This is a genomic window from Shouchella clausii (assembly GCF_002250115.1).
Taxonomy (GTDB): Bacteria; Bacillota; Bacilli; order Bacillales; family Bacillaceae_D; genus Shouchella; species Shouchella clausii.
The window spans coordinates 591,584-612,636 of record NZ_CP019985.1 but is presented as its reverse complement, the minus strand read 5'-3'; the positions used below and the strand labels follow the sequence as shown (position 1 = coordinate 612,636).

The window sequence follows — 21,053 nt, the reverse complement described above, 5'->3', positions numbered from 1 at the left end:
TAAAGTCAATAACGAACTTAATGATCTCTCCAAAGTATAGGACCGCGTAAATGATGACAGTGGCACGGTCCCGTACGGCAACGCAAAGCGCTTGCATGTTTCTTCCTTTATTTATGGACAAGCTCGTCATTTTTCCAGTCGAGCTTTAATAACGGAGAATTTCCTTTGATAAGTAATGTAAATATGATGGAAAGGCCGTGTTTCGCATATTGATCATGTTCACTATCATTGGCATTGAAATAACTGGCCAAATGAAAGGCAGTGAAATATTCATTCCAATTTAAATATGCGTTTTGCGATTGTTGGGCAGCCTTTAACATCACTTCATTTGCTTCTGTTTTTGATAACCACCCTAGTCGTCTGCCGATGCGGCACAGGTAAATACTCCAAGCCCAGTCTACTGCTGCAACTCCTGCTTCTGTTAACGTATGAACTCCGCGGTTCGCTATATAGAATTTCGGATAATCAGGGTCATCCTTCGTTAAGGATTGGACAAACCGGGTCCTTGCTTCTTCTGATAAAGGCATTAGCTGATTGAGATAGTGATCGAATTCCCGGCGGGTCCCAACGTCCATCAACCATTGAATCTTTTGTTTTAACTCGGCTGCACTGGAAATCCCCCATTTTTCTAACACCTTTTGCAAAAACTTTTTCCCGATTAGGCGATCTCTAATATAGGTAAAATCGTATACAGTAAAATAATGATTAAGAAAGTCACTTTCGATGCAAGCTGCGGAAAGACAACGGAAATAAAGAGCTTGCCGTCTTTTCTTTGTTTTTTTGAACATCCCTGCCGGCTTAAGGAATACCAATAGCACTCTCCCAAAAGATCGGGATTAGAAAAAACGCAGTATAGTGAAAAGGGACGGGCGGGATAAGCATAATAAGAAAAACGAACACGTATATCCATGCTCTCCGTAGAACCATAAATAAATAAAAGAGCATATTATTCAATCGTCTTTTATTTTTAGACGTCGGTTCTGGGAGTTCAATTTGCTCATTTCTTGTTTTTTCATTGAGCACTCTTGACCGATATGGAAAAAATTCCGGCCGATCCGGATATAATTCAATCGCCTTCTCAATCCACTGATGGGCTGTTACTTCATCATTTAATTCTAAATGGCCTTTAATCTTTAAAAATAATCCCTCAACGTGATGATCGTGGTAGGCAAGAAGTTGATCACAGTCGGCAATGACTTTTTGAAAGTCTTTGAAGTGAAAATGCAGCTGAGCGCTATAAAGCAATCCGTCGGGGTCTGCTGGAGATAAGGCCAGCTTTTCCTGGAACATGTGCAAAGCAGCCTGGTAATCGTTGTTTCGTAAATAATAGACCCCCTTTAAATGCCATAAGTCAGGGTCACGGGCAAACAGTTTAAAGGCTCGGTCAATTACTACTTTGGCGGCTTCTAATTGATCATTACGTAAATAAGCTTGTGCATCCGCCCGTAATTGAAGGTAGCGCTCATAATCCATATCGACTTCTTTCTGGAAACAATCATAGCTTAATTGTTGATAATGGGCTATATTTTCGATCAAAAAGGATGTCGTTTCTTCCCCATAGCGTTCTAGCAATTGTTCCTTTTGTTCAGACCAATGGAATGTTTGTTCAAGAAGCTGCCAAACGGAGGAGTGTAAATAAGGATGCTCCTGTAAAAAATCAATTAACTCATCTTGAAGCTGTTCCGAATGTTGCACGTTCCAAATAATGTCTGCCTGCAGTAACGTTTCCCAGTTATCAATCTCAAGACGTGCGAAAAAATCATCATAGAGGTTCTGAACCTTTTTGATAAAGTCGTCTACTGGGTGTTCTGGAATCACTGCCTTCTCATCCAATGCCCAGTCTCGTAAAGGTTCAGCCGTCTTTGTCGCTGTATATACAATCCCTTGCTTAGCCTGTTTCATGGCAAAATCATAGGCTTCCCTAAGCTGCTGATAGCCTTCAGGATCTTCTTCCGGATGATGTTTTTTTAACCCTTTCGCATAGGCTTTTTTGATAGCTGTTAGATTATCCGTTGGTTCGATTTCTAACGTTTCCCAAGCGGTCATCGAGAGTACATCCACCTTTCAATCGTTTCCAGCTGCTCATTGAATATTTTTGCTGCTTTTTTGATTTCTTTTTCATTCTGAGTCAGCAATACCCGTTCAAATTCCCGTAAAAAGAAGGCTACTTTATCTCGTTCCTCTCCAAGCATTTCTTCATAAAGCCGTTCTCCTTTAGCGAGCAGCAACCTATTTTCTGTCCGATCTCTCGGATGAATTTTAATATTTTCTAGTTCCTTTAATCTGGCTTCAATCTCTTCCTTAGAAAGGTCTCCAGCATTTTGCTCAATGACGACTCTTTTTTTCGCTCCAGTCGCTTTACTGACGACTTCAACCTCAAGAATGCCGTTAATATCGTATGTATAGCGAACATCAATGGCTTGTGTCCCAGCGGGAGCTGGAGGTACTTGGATAAGAGTTCTCCCAGTTTGATATTATTGGCGACTTTCCTGCTTTCCCCTTGGTAAACCTCGACGTTAAGCACTTTTTGATTGTCTTGGACCGTATACAGTTGCTCTACCCGGCTAACCGGGATTGGCGTATTTCGTTCAATAATCGGAAAGAAATAGCCACTTTCTGTTTTGCCATTTCCCAAGTCTTCAACGACGTGTGTTCCAAGGGTATATGGGCATACATCCGTTAAAATCACTTCTTCCAACGTTTTATCTCTTTCTTTTAAAGCAACTTGAATAGCGGTGCCTAAAGCAACGGTTTGATCAGGGTGTATATGTGTATAGGGCATCCGGCCAAACATTTTGGAGACGACTGATTTAATAAGCGGCATGCGTGTGGCTCCTCCAATTAAGATGACAGCGTCCATGTCGCCTGGTAATAAATCAGCGTCACGCAATGCCCGTTCAATCGGGTAGCGCAGCCGCAAGAGCAGTTGATTCGAAAGTTTTTCAAAGTCTTCCTTGCTAAGCGCGGTTTCGTATGTCTTGCCATCAATCGTAACGCTCATCGAACTAGAGGATGACTCGCAGAGGGCAAGTTTGCATCGTTCAGCCTGCGTATAGAGAAATGACATCGTTTTTGCATCTAGCGCGCTTTTATCTAATTGATGGGTATCGATAAAATACGTGATTAATAGATTGGTAAAGTCCTCGCCGCCAAGGTAGTTATCACCGGCAATCGATTTGACTTCAATAATCCCTTCGAATAATTCAAGTATCGATACGTCAAATGTTCCACCGCCTAGATCAAACACTAAAAATTTCGTTTCTGGTTTTTCTTGGTTTAGTCCGTAAGCAAGCGCAGCAGCTGTCGGTTCACTGATAAGCCGCTCCACCGTTAGCCCGGCAAGTTCAGCCGCTCGTTTGGTTGCTTTTCGTTGGGCGTCATTGAAATAAGCGGGGACACTGATCACGGCGTTTGTTATTTTCTCCTGGAAATAGGATTCCGCATCTGCTTTTAATACTCGGATGATAAACGATGAAAGTTCTTCAGGGGTGAAAGTGTGAGCGCCTAACGTATACTTTTTATCTGTACCCATGAACCGCTTAAAGATCGAAGCGGTTAAATGCGGGTGGGTTAAGAGGCGTTCCTTTGCAATTTGCCCAATTAACACCTCGCCATTTTCATCTACACTTATCACAGAAGGAGTAAGGTATTCTCCTAAAACATTAGGAATAAGGCGAGGCTGATCGTTATCCCAGTAGGCTACTAAACTATTGGTTGTTCCTAAGTCAATTCCGATTGTCACCATGGAAACTCCTCCTCAACTTTCATAGCTATCTTACTATAAGTGAAAAAAAAGGGGAATAAGAAGAGCGCTTCAAGACAGTTGGATGATGAAAAACTGAAAGGCCTGGGGGCTCATCTCCACAGGCCTTTCAGTTGTTTCTTACCTATAAACAAGGCCGCCATCCGTTAGGATTGCTTGGCCTGTAATATAATCAGCTTCATCAGATGCAAGGAAAGACACTAAGTTTGCTACGTCTTCCGGCGTTTGGTATCGCTTCAAGGCGATTTGTGAGGAGTATTGTTCAAATGCTTCACCTGGTTTTAGGTCGTCGCTATACTTAACTATTTCTTATTTGACAACAACAAAGTACATATTGCTTTAACTTTTTTGCTTAGTTTGATATAAAAAATACCATAACTTCGATGAAAGGTTTTTTAAGTTTATCCCTTTTTTATAAAACCAGGACAGAAAATGTCATTTTATCGAAAGCGGAGAAAAAATAGTGGAGAGAGGTTTCCTATGAGTACGATAAAACATCATAAGTCGAAAAAACTCAAACTGATTTTGCGGGGAATGGCCATCGTGATTGGTGGCTTTATTGCCGCATACGGGCTTGAAGCGGTATTAATCCCGAACAACGTTTCTGATGGGGGCGTCACGGGCCTAAGCATCGTAGGTTCACAGTTATTTGGATTGCCGTTAGGCGTTCTTATTGCAGTCATCAATATCCCTTTTATTTGGTTAGGCTATAAACAAATAGGCAAAAGTTTTGCCATTTATTCGATTATCGGGATCGCTTCATTAGCTGTTAGCACCAGTCTTATGCACCATATTCCAACGATTATTGAAGGGGATACGTTGTTGGTTACCGTTGTAGGCGGTATTGTCCTCGGTTTTGGGATGGGACTGGCATTGCGCAATGGTGGGGCATTGGATGGGATTGATATGCTGGCTGTACTGCTTTCCCGAAAATTACCGTTTGGGACAAGCGATTTGATACTTTTCTTAAATTTGTTTGTATTTATTTTTGTTTCAACCGTATTTGGTTTGCAAGGCGCCATTCTCTCAGGTATTGCTTACTTTATCGCTTCTAAAGTGATTCACGTCGTTGAGGTTGGTTTAAGTGGGTCTAAAACCTTTAAAATCATTACAACCCAACCTGAATTAATGGGGGAGACGATACGTGACCGCTTAGGCCGAAGTGCCACGTACAATGAAGTATATGGCAGTTATACGAAAGAAAAATTTAGGGAAATCACTTGCGTCATTAACCGCTTGGAAGAAAGTAAAATGAAAGAAATTATTCAAGAAATTGACGAAGATGCTTTTGTAACTGTATATGACGTTGCAGAAGTGAGGGGCGGCAATTTCAGAAAACGTAATATTCATTAGCGACAGGATCTTGGCGATTTTTCACGGTCTCGCAGACCGACCATACTTAAACTGATTCAAATAAGGATGCGAAGGAGGTCCGTTTTAAATGTGGACTCACTCAAAGGCCGAGAGTTATTCTGGTCTCCTTCTCTTCTCCCGCTAGAAAGATGTTTTTCCTTGTTCTGAAACATTTGTCTTTTTTGTTGTATAATCGTGCTAATGGCCACTAGCCCGATGATCGTGTCGAACTTTCGGTATGGCCTTAGGGGAAGTCGTGGAATTGCCTGCTGCAAGGTGAGCTGTTGCGGCAAAATCGGCATTTTTGCAAAGTGGTTCCAAAGGGGAAAAGGACAAGAGGTGGGGAGAGAAACATGGTTATCGATTTAGAAAATGTCTCGTTTCAAAAAGCCAAAAAACCTATTTTACAGGACATCTCCTGGCAAGTTAGGCCTGGGGAGCAATGGGCGATATTAGGCGCAAATGGATCAGGAAAAACCTCGTTATTAAAGCTGATTACAGGGTATGAATGGGCATCTGCTGGAAGGATATCGGTATTAGGGTCTGTTTTTGGCTCTGTCAATATCCATGAGTTGCGGAAGAGGGTTGGCTGGGTCAGTGCTTCTCTTGACCAGCGTTACCAAATGCATGAAGGGATGCCATGTGCAGATGTGATTGTCAGTGGTGTTCATGCCTCGATTGGTGTTCACGAAGCGATCACAAAAGCAGATGGAGAAAGGGCGTTAGCGCTAGCACGCTCAATGGGGTTAGAACATGTTGCTTTCTCGCCTCTAAGCCAGCTTTCGCAAGGGGAACGCAAGAAAGCTTTTATGGCGAGGGCGTTAATCAATGAGCCAGAATTGCTGATTCTGGATGAAGCAACAAGCGGGCTTGATTTGTCTGCGCGGGAGCAGTTGCTCGCTGAAGTAGAACGGATGTTGACAAGAAAACAAGCGCCAACGTTGCTGTATGTGACTCATTATCCAGAAGAAATTCTTCCGTCCATCAGCCATGTATTGCTCCTGAAAAAGGGGAGAGTCCTTGCTGCGGGCAGGAAAGAAGAAGTATTGACAGCTAGCCTAATAAGTGAGGCGTTGGGGCTGCCTCTTACGGTCGAGTGGGCAAATGGACGGCCATGGGTAAAAGCAACAACCGCATTTGCACATGGGCTGGACAACGGAGACTGAGAAAACGTTGCGATATTTAATGAAGAAAGTCGTTTCATTAGGAGAACTTACAAAGGCTGCCAAAGACGTTATTGTACGATCTTTGGCAGCCTCTGTTTTTTTATTTGACGATTTTTCTTGCATATAACTGCGATAAATCGCCGTTGCGCCGGAATTGGGTTGCACTTGAACCGGTGTAACGTCTGAATACTTTGTGGAAATAATTGTCGTCTGGATAGCCGACATCTGCAGCAATTTGTTTGATTGTCCGGTTTGTATGAAGAAGAAGCGAACAAGCTTTGCGCATGCGCAAGTCTGTCACATAGGATATTGGTGTTGTGTGCAATTGCTTTTTAAATAAACGTGTCAGTGTATAACGGGAAACGCCTACTTCTTCTGCAATGTTATCTAGGCAAATTTGTTCATGATAATGGGCTTCGATATAAGCGAGGGCACGCTGGTAATGATAGGGCTCATTTTGCGGCCGCTCTTCTGCCATGGCCCGAAAACATTCAATTAAAAATTGGTACCCTTGCGTTGCGGCCAAATAAGGATCGCGCAGCCCGTCCGCTTTTGTGTCCGCATAAATCGAATATAGGGAGCGGATAAGCGGCGAATTTGGCGGCAGTGAAACAATCGGCCCTGACTTTTGGATCAGCCGTTGCCAAATGTCTTGCACAGATGCCCCTTGCAAAGAAATGTAAATGAATTCCCACGGTTCTTTCGCATTTTCAGGGTAGTAGTAGCGATGGTCACTTGGTACAGATACAATAAACGCCTGATGTTGGCCAACGGTGTAACGCTCCTTGCCGATTTCCAGCACGCCTGAACCAGCAATTGTATATTGGAAAATGATGCTGTCATTATCCCTAGCGCGCTTGTTCCCGTCCCAGTAGTAACTTGTGTCGGTTTGCACTTCCCAACCGACGTTCCATAAATTGAGCAAGCCAGTCTCAGGGAATAAATGGAAAGTAAAAGAATGGGACCCTCTTGTAAATGGTTGTTGTTTATTCATTTGGGAGCCTCCTCATACATCCTTATTATGGTCTATACCGCAAAATATTACCCTCTTTCGCAAAAATGTTACTAGCCAAAAGAAAGCGCTAACATTGTATACTTATTATATACCAACTTTCGCAGATGTATAGAAGAACGCGTCAGAAAATTGGTCGTTCTTAATTATTTATGTAAACGTTTACTCTAAAGTGAAAAAGGAGGCTTTTCAATGAAAAAGGTTATATGCTCATCTCTGTCTGTTGCACTTGCGACTGGTTTGCTCATTGGCTGTAGTGGGAATACTTCAGGCGGGGGAGGCGCTGATGGAAAAGTAGAACTGACATTTTCGGCATGGGGCAATCCGGCTGAGTTAAAAGTGTACAATCGTGCAGTCGATGCCTTTAATGACATGCAAGACGAGATCGAAGTCACGCTCACTGGTATTCCGAATGACAATTACTTTCAAACATTGACAACACGCCTCCAAGGAGGGCAAGCGCCTGATATTTTCTACGTTGGAGCAGAGGATATCTCAACGTTAATTGAGAACGGAACGATTGAACCGCTGTCCGACTTTTTGGAGACAGAAGATTCTTATGTGAAAGCAGATGAGTTTACCGATGACATTTGGGGAGCGTCACGGAAAGACGAAACGATATACGGACTGCCTGTTGATTGTAATCCGTATTTAATGTACTACAATAAAACATTGCTTGAAGAAGCTGGCGCAAAGTCGCCGCAAGAATATTACGAAGAAGGCAATTGGAACTGGGAAGCGTTTGAAGAAGTCACTGCAAAATTGCGTGACCATGGCAAATACGGATTTGTCCAAGAGGGTGGACATCCACACTTGCTAAACTGGATTTGGACAAATGGTGGCGAATTTGCGACAGATGACGAAGTCATAGGCGACGCTGATCCAAAAGTGCTGGAAGCGTTCGAGTTTGTCCATCGTATGGTAGAGGAAGGCAACTTTATTTTTGCAGGGACACTGCCAGAAGGACAGGGCATGGATGCGATGTTTATGTCGAACCAAGTTGGCTTTGTAGGGGCCGGACGTTGGCTGACACCAATGTTTTTGGAAACAAGCATTGATTTTGATTATATTCCATGGCCTTCGAATACAGAAAATACGTTAGAAACGGCGAATATTGCCACTGCGTATATGGCTGCAAACTCAAAAAGTGAGCACGTGGAAGAGGCAATGAAGTTCATCTCGTTTTACACTTCCCAGGAAGGCCAGGAAACACGCCTTGATGGTGAAGGCAACGCTGTCCCTTCCGTTACTGGAATTGATGAAGTGGTATTAAACCAAGATAAACCAGAGCATGGCCAGTACTTACTCGATGCCCGCGAAGCAGGGCGTGTCGTCAGTCTTGAATATACATCGCCGGGGCTCCATAGGGACTTAAATGATGTATACGAATTGATGCTACTTGGCGACAAGACGCCTGAAGACGCTCTAAAAGAAGCGACGGAAATTGCGAAAGCTGCGTTAGAAGAGTAACAGCCAAGGGGCCTTGTGCCCCTTAGTGTTGTCGACGAAGTCGAACAATACTAAGACTGATAGAAAACGCTTGTCAGCCGAGACGAACAACGAAGGATGCGAGCGTTTGGCTACAGTCTTAAAGGCCTTGTGCCCCTTGATATTCTTGCGCATCGATTAAGGAGGAGCTGGAGATGTATACAAAACGGGAAAAATGGTGGGGCTATGCATTCATCGCTCCCCAGCTGCTGGGCATGATTGTGTTTTCATTGCTTCCACTCATATTCGCGTTTGCCCTCAGTTTCATGAGTTGGGACGGTTTTGGGGAGCGGACGTTTGTCGGCTTAGATAATTATATTCAACAATTTCAAGACCCTGTTTTTAGGACAGCTTTACGAAATACGACGCTTTATTCGTTGCTCGTCATCCCTGGAGGCATTATTGCAGCCTTAGGCGCTGCGCTTGCATTAAATAAAGTCAAAGGCAAAGATTTTTACCGAATGTTGTTTTTTATGCCGGTTGTAACCAGTTCTGTTTCAATCGGAGTTATTTGGATGTGGCTTTTAAATGGGGATATTGGCTTGATCAACCAGCTCCTTGCGATGATCGGCATTGATGGACCAAACTGGCTGACTGATCAAAAGCTTGTGTTGCCTTCGATTGCAGCGCTCAGCATTTGGTGGGGGCTTGGGACAAACATGGTCATCTTTTTAGCAGGGCTGCAAGGAATTTCCCGCAGTTATTATGAAGCGGCTGACATTGATGGAGCGACGCCGTGGCAAAAATTCCGGCATATTACGTTTCCGCTACTATCGCCAACGACTTTTTTCGTGGCGATCATGATTGTAATCGCTTCTTTCCAAGTGTTTGACCAAGCTTATGTCATGACTCAAGGTGGTCCTGGAAAAGCGAGTTATACGCTTGTGTACCATATTTTTGACATGGCATTTACACGGACGGCATTTGGGCCAAGTACAGCCTCTGCGATGATTTTGTTTGCGATCATCCTCATTTTTACCTTAATCCAATTCTCTGTATCAAGAAAGTGGGTGCATTATGAAGACGGCGGCAGATAATCCAGTTCTTAACCCAGGGCCAGTTAAGCAAAAAAAACGCGGCCGGATCCGCATCTCACAAATCTTGTTGCACTTAGCTTTAATCATTGGCTCGATCGTTATGGCAGGCCCGTTTATTTGGATGGCGCTTAGCAGCTTAAAATCGTTTGAACAAATTTTTGCCGTTCCGCCTGTTTGGATTCCTGATCCGTTTGTATGGAGCAACTTCACCGATTCCTTGCAAGCAATGCCATTTGGACGTGCCTATTTTAACAGCTTTTATATTTCAACGATTGTTGTCGTCAGCCAAGTCTTGACGTGTTCAATGGCAGCCTACGCTTTCGCCAAATTGAAATTTCCAGGCTCTAAGGTGCTGTTCATCGCCTTTTTGGCAACAATGATGGTGCCTATGCAAGTAACGCTCATTCCGCTTTACATCATTATGGATAACATCGGCTGGGTCAACACACATCTGTCAATCATCGTTCCGAATGCGCTATTTAATGCGTTTGGCGTGTTCTTGTTAAGGCAATTTATGATGGGGATTCCAAAAGAAATGGAAGAGGCGGCTGTGATGGACGGCGCCAACCCATTGTATATTTATGCGAAAATCATGCTGCCACTCATTAAACCGGCACTAGCAGCATTCGCGATTTTTTCATTTATCGGCATCTGGAATAACTTTATCCAGCCGCTCGTGTTTTTAAGTGATACGACATTGTTTACTGTTCCGTTGCTATTAGCAACATTTAAAGGACTTTATGTCACTAACTGGCCGTTAATGATGGCGGGTGCAACGATTTCCGTCGTCCCTGTGCTGATTGTTTACTTTTTTGCTCAACGGCAAATTATTGAGGGGATTGCCCTTACTGGTGTAAAAGGATAAACCCGTCCGTTTAGGAAACAACATAGCTAATGTTCCGTGAAACCCAGCTCAAGCGGCTGGGCTTTTCAATGCGTTGGTACCGCAAATAAAAAATGATTATTCTTATTTATAGTATAATTTTGAAATTAATGGCAAATCTGATGAGGCTTGAGCATTAGAACGGTAAAAAACTAGCTAAGTTGTTCTAGGAAGAAGGTCTCGACTCCAGTGTGCGAAAATTGATAATATCAGTACTATATAACTGTTTTCTATAAATTTGTAAGATCATGGTTGACTGGTAAAATCTCCACTGGCTACCATGATAATATAAACCATTAAGGAGGGATTTACTATGTCTGGACTTATTCGCGTTACTCCAGAAGAACTTTACCAAAAAGCTGATGATTACAACCGCTCAAGTGGCGAGATCCATGATCTCGTGAGCAGATTAGATGGTTACAGAGACCAGCTTCAAGGAATGTGGGATGGCCAAGCTTCAGAGGCGTTCATTCAACAGTACGATGAATTGAAGCCATCCTTTGTCCGCATGGGCGACTTGCTTGGCGAAGTATCTGAACAGCTTCGCAACAGCGGACGGACACTTGAAGAAACAGACCAACAAATCGCGGGCAACATTCGCGGTTAATTGGCGACGAATAGAAACATCTTGGGACGCAATTCCTTACAATTGCGTCCTTCCTTATGAAAGGGTGGCATTTGATGTACATCACTGTAACAGTTGACATGAACCGATACTCAGGGAAACGGTTTGATTTGCGCCTCTCTGATCAATATACAGTCAAAAAAGTCATTGATCTCGTTTGGGGCATTGAGAAGCTGGAAGTTCCACGGCGTGATGGGAGCTGGATCCGTGTCCAAAACAAAGAAACTCATGTCTACGGGAGCCAAATACTTGCTGAACGTGGTGTAACAAATGGAGACCGCTTGGAAATCTTATAGCATTGGTTGAAGGGGTCGGACATGCAATGGAGAAGAAGCGATTTTATTTAGAAGAACAAACAGGTGCAGCTTTTTACAGGGACGCAGAATCGAATACATATACATTAACATTTCAAACCGCAGAAATAAAGCTGTCGAATTCGCTAGAAGCGGAGTTGTTAAAACAACAAGATCCGCTGCTCGAGCGTACAATTGCTGAAGCAGAAGATGAGCTTGTCATTACCGTTCATCCGCAAGAGACAATGCAGCCTTTTAGCAAGTTTCGGAAAAAAGGCGATTACGCCAAACAAATCATTGGCCACTCACTTATTCGCGCGGTTGCCGAGCATCACAGTTCCAGGCTGCATTTAATTGTCTGTCCGGAGAACTTATTAGTAACAGAGGGGCTTGATGTTCACTTTATCCATTATGGCATTAAAGAAAGCCTCCCGCCATATGAAAAGAACGAAGAAAAGCTGTTTGCTGAGCTTAAGACAACGTTGCTTGTGTTGCTTGATGGCGAGTATCGCTTTGTTGAGTACATGAATTTTACGGACACAATGAAATTGTCGGCAAGAGCAAAAAAATTGCTAGAGGCTGATACAATCGAAGCGCTTTTGAGCTGTGTAGAGACATGGATCCAAGAAGAAGAGCGACGCGCTAGCCAGATGCATATGGTGCCAAAGCAAAAATGGCGCTTGCAAAAAAGCTTGTTTTTTGCTGTTACAGGACTGCTTATTCCGGCTATTGTTTTTACCGTCTATGCGCTTTTTTTCCTTCATCCGCGTCACGACGCCTTTATTGCCAGCAATGAGGCCTATATTAACAGCAAGCCAAGCGATGTCATTACTGCATTGGAACCATATAACCCGAGCCAAATGCCCCGCGTTGTCCAGTACCAGTTGGCTCAATCGTATGTTGCTAATGAAGACTTGAACATGGATCAGACGGCAAATGTGCAAAATACGTTGACGCTTCAAGCTGAAGAGCTTTATTTCCAATATTGGATTGCCATTGGCCGCGGTGAACATGAGGAAGCCAATGAAATTGCTCGCCAGTTGCAGGACGGAGAGCTAGAAATGTATGCGAATTTAAAGTGGCGTGATGCCATTCGCCAAGATCTTAGCTTGTCAGGAGATGAGCGTGAAGAATTGCTTAACGATATTCAAGCTGATATTGACCGTTATATGCGAGAGCAACAAGAACGGGAAGCGGAGGAAGAAGCGGACGCTCCTGCTGATGACAATGCAACTGAAGAAGAGCCAGAGCAAAGCGAAGAGCGTTCGGAAGATGGCGAAGAAAACGAGCACGAGGACGAGCCTGAGCAAAACGAGGAAGAGGAGAACGCAGATGAGTAAGTGCGCACGTAGGAGATGGAACAATGGATAGACTGTGGGTATTTTATGATTCGTATGTACAGCAGCTTGACTTAAGCCAAACTGAGCGTTTGTTGGGCGCAAGCGAGGACGTTGATTTGCTCGTTCCGCCTCTGCATGCTAAAATCCGCGCAAAAATGGTAAGTGGCCAAAAGCAATGTGTGCTTGACATAGAAGGAGCAGGCGAGCAAATTTTAGCGGCTGGTGAATCATTCCAGTATAAAGAAAATGACGCTGCCGTCACATTTGTGTATAAAGACGAAGCGGCAAGCGAACGGATGTATTTTATTGGTGAAGAAACGTTCCTTTCCATTGGGCCAGAGGAATCAGCCGACATTGTCTTGCCTAGTGAGAAGCCTTCAGCCTCTTGTACGCTCATAAAGAAAGGCGGCAATTGGTTTGCTTATCCAGAAAAGCACAGTCATGCATTTGTAAATGGCGAAGCCCTTACAAACAAGCAACCGTTAAAGAATGGCGATGTGCTATTGCTTGGCTATACAGCGCTTGTCATTAAAGAAGGCGACTTATTGGCAATTGAATCAAGCGATTCTTTGCAAACGCGACTCGCGCGCATAGCGGTTCCTACTTCAGAAAGCAAAAAAAAATACCCTGAATACAGGCGGACGCCGCGGATTATTTATGAAGAGCCAAAAGACCGGGTGACTTTCTCCATTCCAGGTCAGGAGTTGGACGATAATCATCGTGCCCTCTGGCTCATCGTATTGCCGCCGTTAGCGATGCTCATTGTCATGGGAATTGTCGCATTGCTCATCCCTCGGGGCATTTTTATCATTATTTCGGCCACCATGTTCACCGTAACGCTGATCACTTCGACCGTCAACTATTTTCGCGAGCGGAAAATCCGCAAGCAAAAAGAGGAAAAACGGCAACGTGTTTATACACGCTACTTGAAGGAAAAGCGCGTCGAACTCCAGGAAATGGCCGACAAACAACGGCATGTACTTGATTACCATTTTCCGTCGTTTGAGGAAAATAAATATATGGCAGCTAACTTGAATGGCCGTATCTGGGAGAAAACCGTTGGCGACGATGATTTTATGCATGTCCGTGTTGGGAAATCGTCGATCCCGATAAGTTTTCAGATTGCCGATCCAGGTGGCGATTTAGCGAATCGAGATCGTGACGAGCTGCTAGAAGAAGGCGAAAAGTTAAAAGAGCATTATTCTCATATTAATGATACGCCCCTTAGCCTTAGCTTAGCGAGCGGTTCCATTGGCTATGTCGGCCAGCTGAAGACGGTACAGCGGGAAGTCGCTCAAATGGTTGGGCAACTTGCCTTTTTTCAAAGCTACCATGACCTTCGTTTCGTTGCTGTTTTCAGCGAAGATCAGTATGCAAATTGGGAATGGATGAAATGGCTCCCTCATTTTCAATTGCCGCACATGTACGCGAAAGGGTTTATTTACAATGAGCGGACACGAGACCAACTATTGACATCGATTTATGAAATGGTGCGGGAGCGGGAGTTGGAACAAAGCCAAGACAAGCCAAAGCGTTTCATCCCTCACTTTGTCTTTTTAGTCGCTAATCGCAGTTTGATAAGCGACCATGCCATCATGGAATATTTGGAAGGCCCGGATAAAGTGCTTGGCATGTCGGTTATTTTTCTCACCGATGCACAAGAAAATTTAACCGAGTATGTCCATACGATCGTCAAGGTTGTTAACCAAAAAGAAGGCGAGATTGTCATCCGGGAACGGAAAGCGGAGCATAAACGCTTTACCTTTGATCCTCAGGATGCAACGACAAATGAAAGGTATGCCCGCTTGCTGGCATCATTGAACCACCAACGAGGCATGAGCCGTTCTATCCCGGAGATGGCGTCTTTTCTCGAAATGTTTGGCGTCCAGCATACAAAAGAACTTGCTATTGAACAACGGTGGCAAACGACAAACAGCGCCGAGTCGCTCGCTGTGCCCGTCGGATTTAAAGCAAAGGATGAACTTCTTGAGCTGAACATCCATGAAAAGGCCCATGGCCCCCATGGTTTGCTTGCAGGGACAACGGGTTCGGGAAAAAGTGAATTTCTGCAAACGTATATTTTATCGTTAGCAGTCCATTACCATCCCCACGAAGTTGCTTTTCTTCTCATTGACTACAAAGGTGGGGGGATGGCACAGCCGTTTAAAAATATTCCCCATTTGCTCGGCACCATTACCAACATCAACGACAGCAAGAACTTTAGTATGCGGGCGTTGGCGTCGATCAAAAGCGAACTGCGCAAGCGGCAGCGGCTGTTTGACCAAAACTTAGTTAACCATATCGATGATTATATGGAGTTGTATAAACAGAAGCAGGTATTGGAACCGATGCCACATCTGTTTATCATATCTGATGAATTTGCGGAATTGAAAAACGAGGAACCTGAATTTATTAAAGAACTCGTAAGTGCAGCGCGGATCGGGCGTAGCCTTGGCGTCCACCTCATTCTTGCCACACAAAAGCCAGGCGGAATTATCGACAACCAAATTTGGAGTAACGCCCGCTTCCGAGTCGCATTAAAAGTGCAAGATGCTCTAGATTCTAAAGAAATTCTGAAAAATCCCGATGCCGCCAATTTGACGGTAACAGGGCGCGCCTATTTGCAAGTCGGCAATAACGAGCTGTATGAATTGTTCCAGTCCGCATGGAGCGGGGCGCCGTATTTACGCGAAACCCATGAAGGCGAGGAAGATGTGGCGTTAGTCACTGATGCAGGCTTAGTGCCCATTTCCAACGTCCAGGCTGCTACTGGGAAAAAACAAAAGAGCATCTCTGAAATTGAAGCTGTTGTTAAAGAGATTGAAGCGACAACTGAACGTCTGTGCATTCAAAAAGCCTCAAGCCCATGGCTTGACCCTCTTGAAGAATGGCTCCCCCCTGTGCAACCAGATACAGAGGTGGGCATGTTCCCGTTGGCGCTTGCTGATGAGCCAGAGGAACAAAGGCAATTCAATGTTTATTATGAATGGCTAAAAGACGGCAATATTGCTGTATTTGGCTCTGGCGGTTACGGAAAATCGACAACGCTTATGGCATTGATGCTCCAGTTTGCAAAGTCGTTTAGCCCAGAAGCACTTCACTTTTACATTTTTGATTTTGGGAATGGCGCGTTGTTGCCGTTTAGGCAACTTCCTCATACAGCCGATTACTTTAAAATCGATGAAAAACGCAAAATCGAAAAGGCCATTGCCTTGCTAAAAGCGGAGATGGACGATCGCCGCGAACGGTTCCTGGCTCAAGAAGTCAATAGTTTGACGATGTATAACCAAACAGCAACAGAGCCATTGCCTGTTCTATTTATGTTCATTGACAACTTTGATTTAATCAAGGAAGAATACGAGCAGTTGGAATCAACCTTTATCCAATTTGCCCGTGATGGCCAGTCTCTAGGAATTTACGTAAGCCTAACAGCGACGCGGGCAAATGCTTTGCGTCAGCCACTTATGAATACAATGAAAACAAAGATCGTCCACTTTATGAACGACCGAAACGATGTTATCACGCTGCTCGGCCGCAGCAAGTACGAAATCGAACCGATACCTGGCCGCGCCATTTTAGCGAAAGACAGCCATTATTTTGCGCAAATGTATTTGCCAGAAGCCGGTGAAGATGACCAGGAAATGATGGCAGCAACAAGAAACACGATTGCCGATTTAGGCCAGCGTTATCAAGACGCCAAGCTGCCGGAAAAAATTGCGATGCTGCCTACACAGCTATCGCTGGCTTCTTTCCAAACGCGTGTTGGCGATCCAGGCGACAGCATTCCCTTTGCCCTTGACGAAGATACGGTCAAGCCCGTATTCCTTCAAACGAAGTCAGAGCCTCATTTGTTAGTTGTCGGCCAGCCGCGGAAAGGAAAGACGAACGTTGCCAAAGTACTATTAAACTACTATTTGCAACAGGAAGTTGACGAGATTGGACTATTTGACGGCACAGACCGCAAGCTGTCTGCATTTGTCGGACAGAAGCTTATTTCCTATATAGACCAAAAAGAACAGATTAAAGACTGGGTGTCAGCCGTTGAAGAAAAAATGGCTGTTCGGGAACAAGCTTACATGGACGCGTTAAACAATGGAGAAACGGTTCCAGCTTTTGCGCCAGTGCTGTTATTAATCGACAGCCTAATTCGCTTCCAACAAACGGTTGATGCGGCCATTCAAGATAAATTGGCGAAGCTAATGAAAAATTCGAGCCATTTAGGCTTTCGTATGATTGTGTGCGGCAATTCCGTAGAATTTACGAAAGGCTTCGATCCTCTTACTGCAGAATTGAAGTTGGTGCGCCACTATATCATCGTCATGAAAAAGTCAGACCAAACCCTTGTCAATCTTTCGTTCACGCGAAATGAAGAAGAGATTGCCCCAGGTTTTGGCTACTATGTCGTCAATGGAATCGAGACGAAAATCAAAATACCGGAAGCTCCATAAAGGGAGAACAAGCGAGGTGGTTTAATTGCAGAAAAAACATATGTTAAAACTGTTGTTGCTTGTGGCAATCATCATCGCCGTACCGTTTGCCTTTTTTCAGTACATCGGGAAAGAACCGATGCGTGAAGAAAAAAAAGCGTCTGGCAAGATCGTGATTGTCAATGAGGACAAAGGGTACCAATATGAGGAGAATGAACCACTTATTTTAGGAAATGATATTGTGCCAACATTGCAAGGTGACTCGGAATACGAATGGGTAGTGGCTAGCAGGGCCTCTGCCCAAGCAGGACTAGCCAATCAGGAATATGATGCGATCGTTTATATTGACTCCTCTTTTTCCGAGAACATTATGTCTTTTCAAGATTCACTGCCGAACCGGGCCAGTGTACAATATGAAATTTATAATAACTTAAATGCAGAAAACCAAGAGCGGGTGCAAAAAGAGCTAGAGAGTGCGCAGCTAAAAATGAACCAGCAAATTAGCACCCAATATTGGCGCTATGTGTCTGAGGAAGTCGACCGAGTTCGAAACAACTTTGATGAAGTGCTACAAAAGGAAGTCGATTTCCTAAATGAAATGTATTCATTTTACTCACCAAGTTCACAAGAATTGGCAGATGAAATTGAAACGCAGCGAGGCCGTCTTGACCAGTTATTCGCTACTTCTTCGGACACTGTCAATTTGTCGGAAAGCTCTCGCACTAGTTTAGAAGAAGCGCAAGCCGGCTTTGATGAACTTACCAATGCGATTGATACCTACATGGCTTACCATAATGAGCAAACGGAGATGATGGTGCAAGCGAACGCTCAAAATGGGGAGCTTGTCAACCAAGCAGTGGCTGACTATCAACAGACATTGCAGGCAGGGAGCGGCAACGTCCAGGAAGGCCAGCATGCGTTTGCGCCACAGCTTTCCAATGAAGGCGACAAAGTGGTTTCTTTGTTTGACGATTGGGCAATCGGCGCCTATAAGTTTAATGGCGAAATGAATGGGTTTAATAGCGAAATAAACCAAGTATATGCTGCCCAAGATTTAGCCGTCGATCGGCTGCCAAATGCACAGGCTGAACTGATTGGAAAATATGCAAATGCGACGCAAGGAGAACGGGCAGAAGCTCAGTTTCGGCAAACGTTAAGTGTGCGCCGGCATTTGTCAAAGGACGAGCGGCCTCCACAGAACATCCCTCGCCCTGAACAACCAGAGGAAGCACTAGAGCCGATTGACGAAGACCTACTGAAAGACGCAGAAGAAACGATTGCCGAGATTGAAAAGCTAGTCGGCAAGTTAAACCCTGAAGAAATTGAATTTCCAGAGCCGCCGCCACCAGAACCTGAGCCAGGCGATGGGGACGGAGATGGCGGTGACGGCGACGGTGGTGACGGCGACGATAATGAACAGCCTACACCACCAGAACCAGGAGACGGCGATGACGATGGAAACGGTGGAGAGGAACCCCCGCCAGAGCCAACAGAGCCTCCTGAAGATGAAGATAGCGATGGAGACGGCAATGGCGGTGGAGATGGCGACGGAGACGGGGATCCTGAGCAAGAGCCGCCAGCAGGAGATGGCGAACAAGATGGAGACAGAGAGGAAGCGCTCTCCTTTACGCCATTCCATGCCCAACTTGTCACTTTTACTCCGGAAGAACTGCAAATCGTTTGGGAAGAAGCAATGGAGCTCCTTGATAGTATGGAGCCAACGTTAGAAGTGGCACAATGGAAAATCGATGACCATCGAGAAGTGACCGAGGCGTTCCTCGAATATGTCGAAAAACTGGAACGTTATGCAACGCGTTTGGAAAAGTATGTGGAGAAACTGGAAGCGCAAGTGATTGATCCAGTCATCGAGGAAGTTCACAAGCAAGAACAAGCCGTTTTCAACCGTATAGGCGCATCTCCGTCCGTTATTAACAGTCCGATTCAGTCGACAAATGTACGGGAACTGCTTACCTATTACGGCGAGCTGGCCAAATTGGATTGGGCATACAGCCAGCAAGGCTACTTGAATCAAGACCGGATTAAGCAAATTGTCGATGAAGACAACCGTGTCCGCGAGGTTCAGGAAAAAATTGACGAGGCGCGGCAATCAGTCGATTCGTTTATGGGCAAGCGAACGCAATTGGAAGAAGCCCAACAATCGGTTGAGGAAGCAGAAGCAGAATTTAATCAATTTATCACCGATGCAAACAACGTGCTGAACGAGTTAGAACAAGCAATTGCTGAAGAACAACAAGCGATTCGCGAAGAAGTGGCGGCGATTGCAGAAACGGGCAACGCTATTGGAGCGAACTTATCTGAAAGCTATGGAGCGATTGAAACAGAACCAGCGCCTGTCGAAGGGTTAAATGGGCAAATGGTCGTGACCAATCAACAAATGTCATTAGGCGAAGTCCAACAATTAGGAGCAGCAGTTGAGTCTCTTAGCAACCGCCAAGACGATATTATTGCCCAAACAGAAGACCTACACAACAATGTGACGGCAGTCCAAGCCAAATCCGATGATTTAAACTCGAGATGGTCGGACAATGTCCAAACAACTGAACTTGTTTACGAGGACATTCACACGATTCTTGGCAACGCGCTGTCAGACGGGCACCATAATGACTATGTCTATAACCATCTTTCTAGCCCTGTTGATATAAGCGGCGAGCAAGTAACAGGACCTGCAGAAAGAATGACGCCGCCAATCATTGTTCTTGTGATCGTACTATTGTCGAGCTTGCTGATCGGCTTTTTGACACACCACTATAGCTCTGTGCCAATTGCCGTTAATATCGCGTTGTTTAGCATTTTATCGATCATTGTTGGTTTAGTCATCAGCATTTATGGACTGACGATTTACACAATGAGCGAGAGCCAATCGATTCAATGGACGATCATTACCGTCCTCTTGATTTTGGCGACAGCTGGCCTTATCCGCGTTGCCTTTATGGCGGGCCCGTGGGTCGGATGGCTGCTTAGTGTCGCGTTCATTCTATTCTTTACAAGCCCGCTTCTTGATATGGCCATGCCAAACTTCCGTACAAATAACCCAATTGCGGAGCTGTACATTTCCATTCAAGCAAGCCCGCAAAATGCGTTTCTCGCAGGCATGATCCCATTGGCTCTCATTGCAGCAGCAACGATTGCTTTGCCAATCATTCGCCATTTGGTCGTTAACAGCCGAAAAGAAGAGGATGACGATTATGAAATGTAAGGCCATCATTGCCGGGGCAGGAGCATGCGTAACGCTGCTCCTGTCCTTGGCAACTCCAAGCTTTGCCGAAGAAGAACGAGTGGAACCTGGTGTTTACAAAGAGCGGGAAGTGCTGTTAGAGCTGCGCCAATACAAACCAGAAGCGGAGCAGAGGGAAATCAGAGTGCCTGAAGAACAGAAAATACTTACATTTACTCAGCCATTGGAAGAAACATACGCAGAACTACAAGACAGCCTGTTTGCGAGTAGTGCGGATGCAAACCGTGAGGAAAACCTCGCCGCAAGCGCCGGGCTGTTTACAGAGGAAAAAGAGTTGGCCCGCCAAGTGGTGCAGGCAGAAGAAAAAGTAAACGTGCTGCCATGGATATTAGCAGCTGTGGCCACCGTGCTCGTTTCTGTTTTATTGATTTATATTATTCCTAAAACCGCGCAAATGAACGAATAACTAT

The 21,053-nt window shown here is 44.8% G+C and carries 14 protein-coding genes and 2 pseudogenes; 11 read left to right on the top strand and 5 right to left on the bottom strand.

Translation table 11 applies throughout. The features are described from left to right. Positions 1–107 precede the first annotated feature (107 nt). The 4 genes and pseudogenes from BC8716_RS22705 to BC8716_RS02950 form a co-directional block, all read right to left on the bottom strand. Complete coding sequence (locus tag BC8716_RS22705; protein ID WP_257252031.1) at positions 108–812, bottom strand: DUF1266 domain-containing protein; 705 nt, start codon at positions 810–812, stop codon at positions 108–110. Then, positions 799–2,046, bottom strand: a complete 1,248-nt coding sequence (locus BC8716_RS22700; RefSeq protein WP_257392280.1) for a J domain-containing protein — start codon at positions 2,044–2,046, stop codon at positions 799–801. Before BC8716_RS22700 ends, BC8716_RS22705 begins: the two co-directional genes overlap by 14 nt. Further along, positions 2,043–3,745: pseudogene (locus BC8716_RS02955) on the bottom strand (molecular chaperone HscC). Before BC8716_RS02955 ends, BC8716_RS22700 begins: the two are co-directional and overlap by 4 nt. 138 nt (positions 3,746–3,883) lie before the next feature. Then, a pseudogene (locus tag BC8716_RS02950) lies at positions 3,884–4,072 on the bottom strand (SDR family oxidoreductase); the annotation flags it as partial. Between the two features lie 171 nt (positions 4,073–4,243). On the opposite strand from BC8716_RS02950, the gene BC8716_RS02945 reads away from it, so the two are divergent. Both BC8716_RS02945 and BC8716_RS02940 read left to right on the top strand, forming a co-directional pair. Continuing rightward, the gene (locus tag BC8716_RS02945) at positions 4,244–5,116 is read left to right on the top strand and encodes a YitT family protein (RefSeq protein ID WP_094423860.1); all 873 of its coding nucleotides are present in this window, start codon (positions 4,244–4,246) and stop codon (positions 5,114–5,116) included. A 353-nt stretch (positions 5,117–5,469) separates the two neighbouring features. Beyond that, positions 5,470–6,282, top strand: a complete 813-nt coding sequence (locus BC8716_RS02940) for an ABC transporter ATP-binding protein (RefSeq protein WP_035205104.1) — start codon at positions 5,470–5,472, stop codon at positions 6,280–6,282. 100 nt (positions 6,283–6,382) lie between these two features. Here the strand turns inward: BC8716_RS02940 and BC8716_RS02935 are convergent, their stop codons facing one another. Then, positions 6,383–7,276, bottom strand: coding sequence for an AraC family transcriptional regulator (locus tag BC8716_RS02935; RefSeq protein ID WP_094423859.1), 894 nt, complete (start codon positions 7,274–7,276; stop codon positions 6,383–6,385). Between the two features lie 210 nt (positions 7,277–7,486). Here BC8716_RS02935 and BC8716_RS02930 point away from each other — a divergent pair, with 210 nt between their 5' ends. From BC8716_RS02930 to BC8716_RS02890, 9 genes are all read left to right on the top strand, one after another. After that, on the top strand, positions 7,487–8,764 hold the full coding sequence (locus BC8716_RS02930) for an ABC transporter substrate-binding protein (RefSeq protein ID WP_094423858.1): 1,278 nt from the start codon (positions 7,487–7,489) through the stop codon (positions 8,762–8,764). Positions 8,765–8,937: 173 nt separating this feature from the next. Beyond that, positions 8,938–9,819 carry a carbohydrate ABC transporter permease gene (locus tag BC8716_RS02925; protein ID WP_094423857.1) on the top strand — a complete coding sequence of 294 codons (882 nt, stop codon included), beginning with the start codon at positions 8,938–8,940 and terminating at the stop codon, positions 9,817–9,819. Further along, complete coding sequence (locus tag BC8716_RS02920; RefSeq protein ID WP_212937256.1) at positions 9,800–10,684, top strand: carbohydrate ABC transporter permease; 885 nt, start codon at positions 9,800–9,802, stop codon at positions 10,682–10,684. The genes BC8716_RS02925 and BC8716_RS02920 overlap by 20 nt, the downstream gene beginning before the upstream one ends. Before the next feature lie 331 nt (positions 10,685–11,015). Continuing rightward, complete coding sequence (locus BC8716_RS02915; protein WP_011245543.1) at positions 11,016–11,309, top strand: WXG100 family type VII secretion target; 294 nt, start codon at positions 11,016–11,018, stop codon at positions 11,307–11,309. 74 nt (positions 11,310–11,383) lie between these two features. Continuing rightward, entirely contained in the window at positions 11,384–11,623 is a 240-nt protein-coding gene (gene yukD / locus BC8716_RS02910; RefSeq protein ID WP_094423856.1) for an ESX secretion system protein YukD, read from the top strand. A 26-nt stretch (positions 11,624–11,649) separates the two neighbouring features. Next, a complete protein-coding gene (essB, locus tag BC8716_RS02905; RefSeq protein ID WP_094423855.1) occupies positions 11,650–12,960 on the top strand; it encodes a type VII secretion protein EssB in 1,311 nt (436 codons plus the stop codon). A 23-nt stretch (positions 12,961–12,983) separates the two neighbouring features. Beyond that, the gene (gene essC / locus BC8716_RS02900; protein WP_094423854.1) at positions 12,984–17,408 is read left to right on the top strand and encodes a type VII secretion protein EssC; all 4,425 of its coding nucleotides are present in this window, start codon (positions 12,984–12,986) and stop codon (positions 17,406–17,408) included. 25 nt (positions 17,409–17,433) lie between these two features. Beyond that, positions 17,434–20,604, top strand: a complete 3,171-nt coding sequence (gene esaA / locus BC8716_RS22565) for a type VII secretion protein EsaA (RefSeq protein ID WP_094423853.1) — start codon at positions 17,434–17,436, stop codon at positions 20,602–20,604. Continuing rightward, complete coding sequence (locus BC8716_RS02890; RefSeq protein WP_094423852.1) at positions 20,594–21,049, top strand: YueC family protein; 456 nt, start codon at positions 20,594–20,596, stop codon at positions 21,047–21,049. The genes esaA and BC8716_RS02890 overlap by 11 nt, the downstream gene beginning before the upstream one ends. Positions 21,050–21,053: the final 4 nt, after the last annotated feature.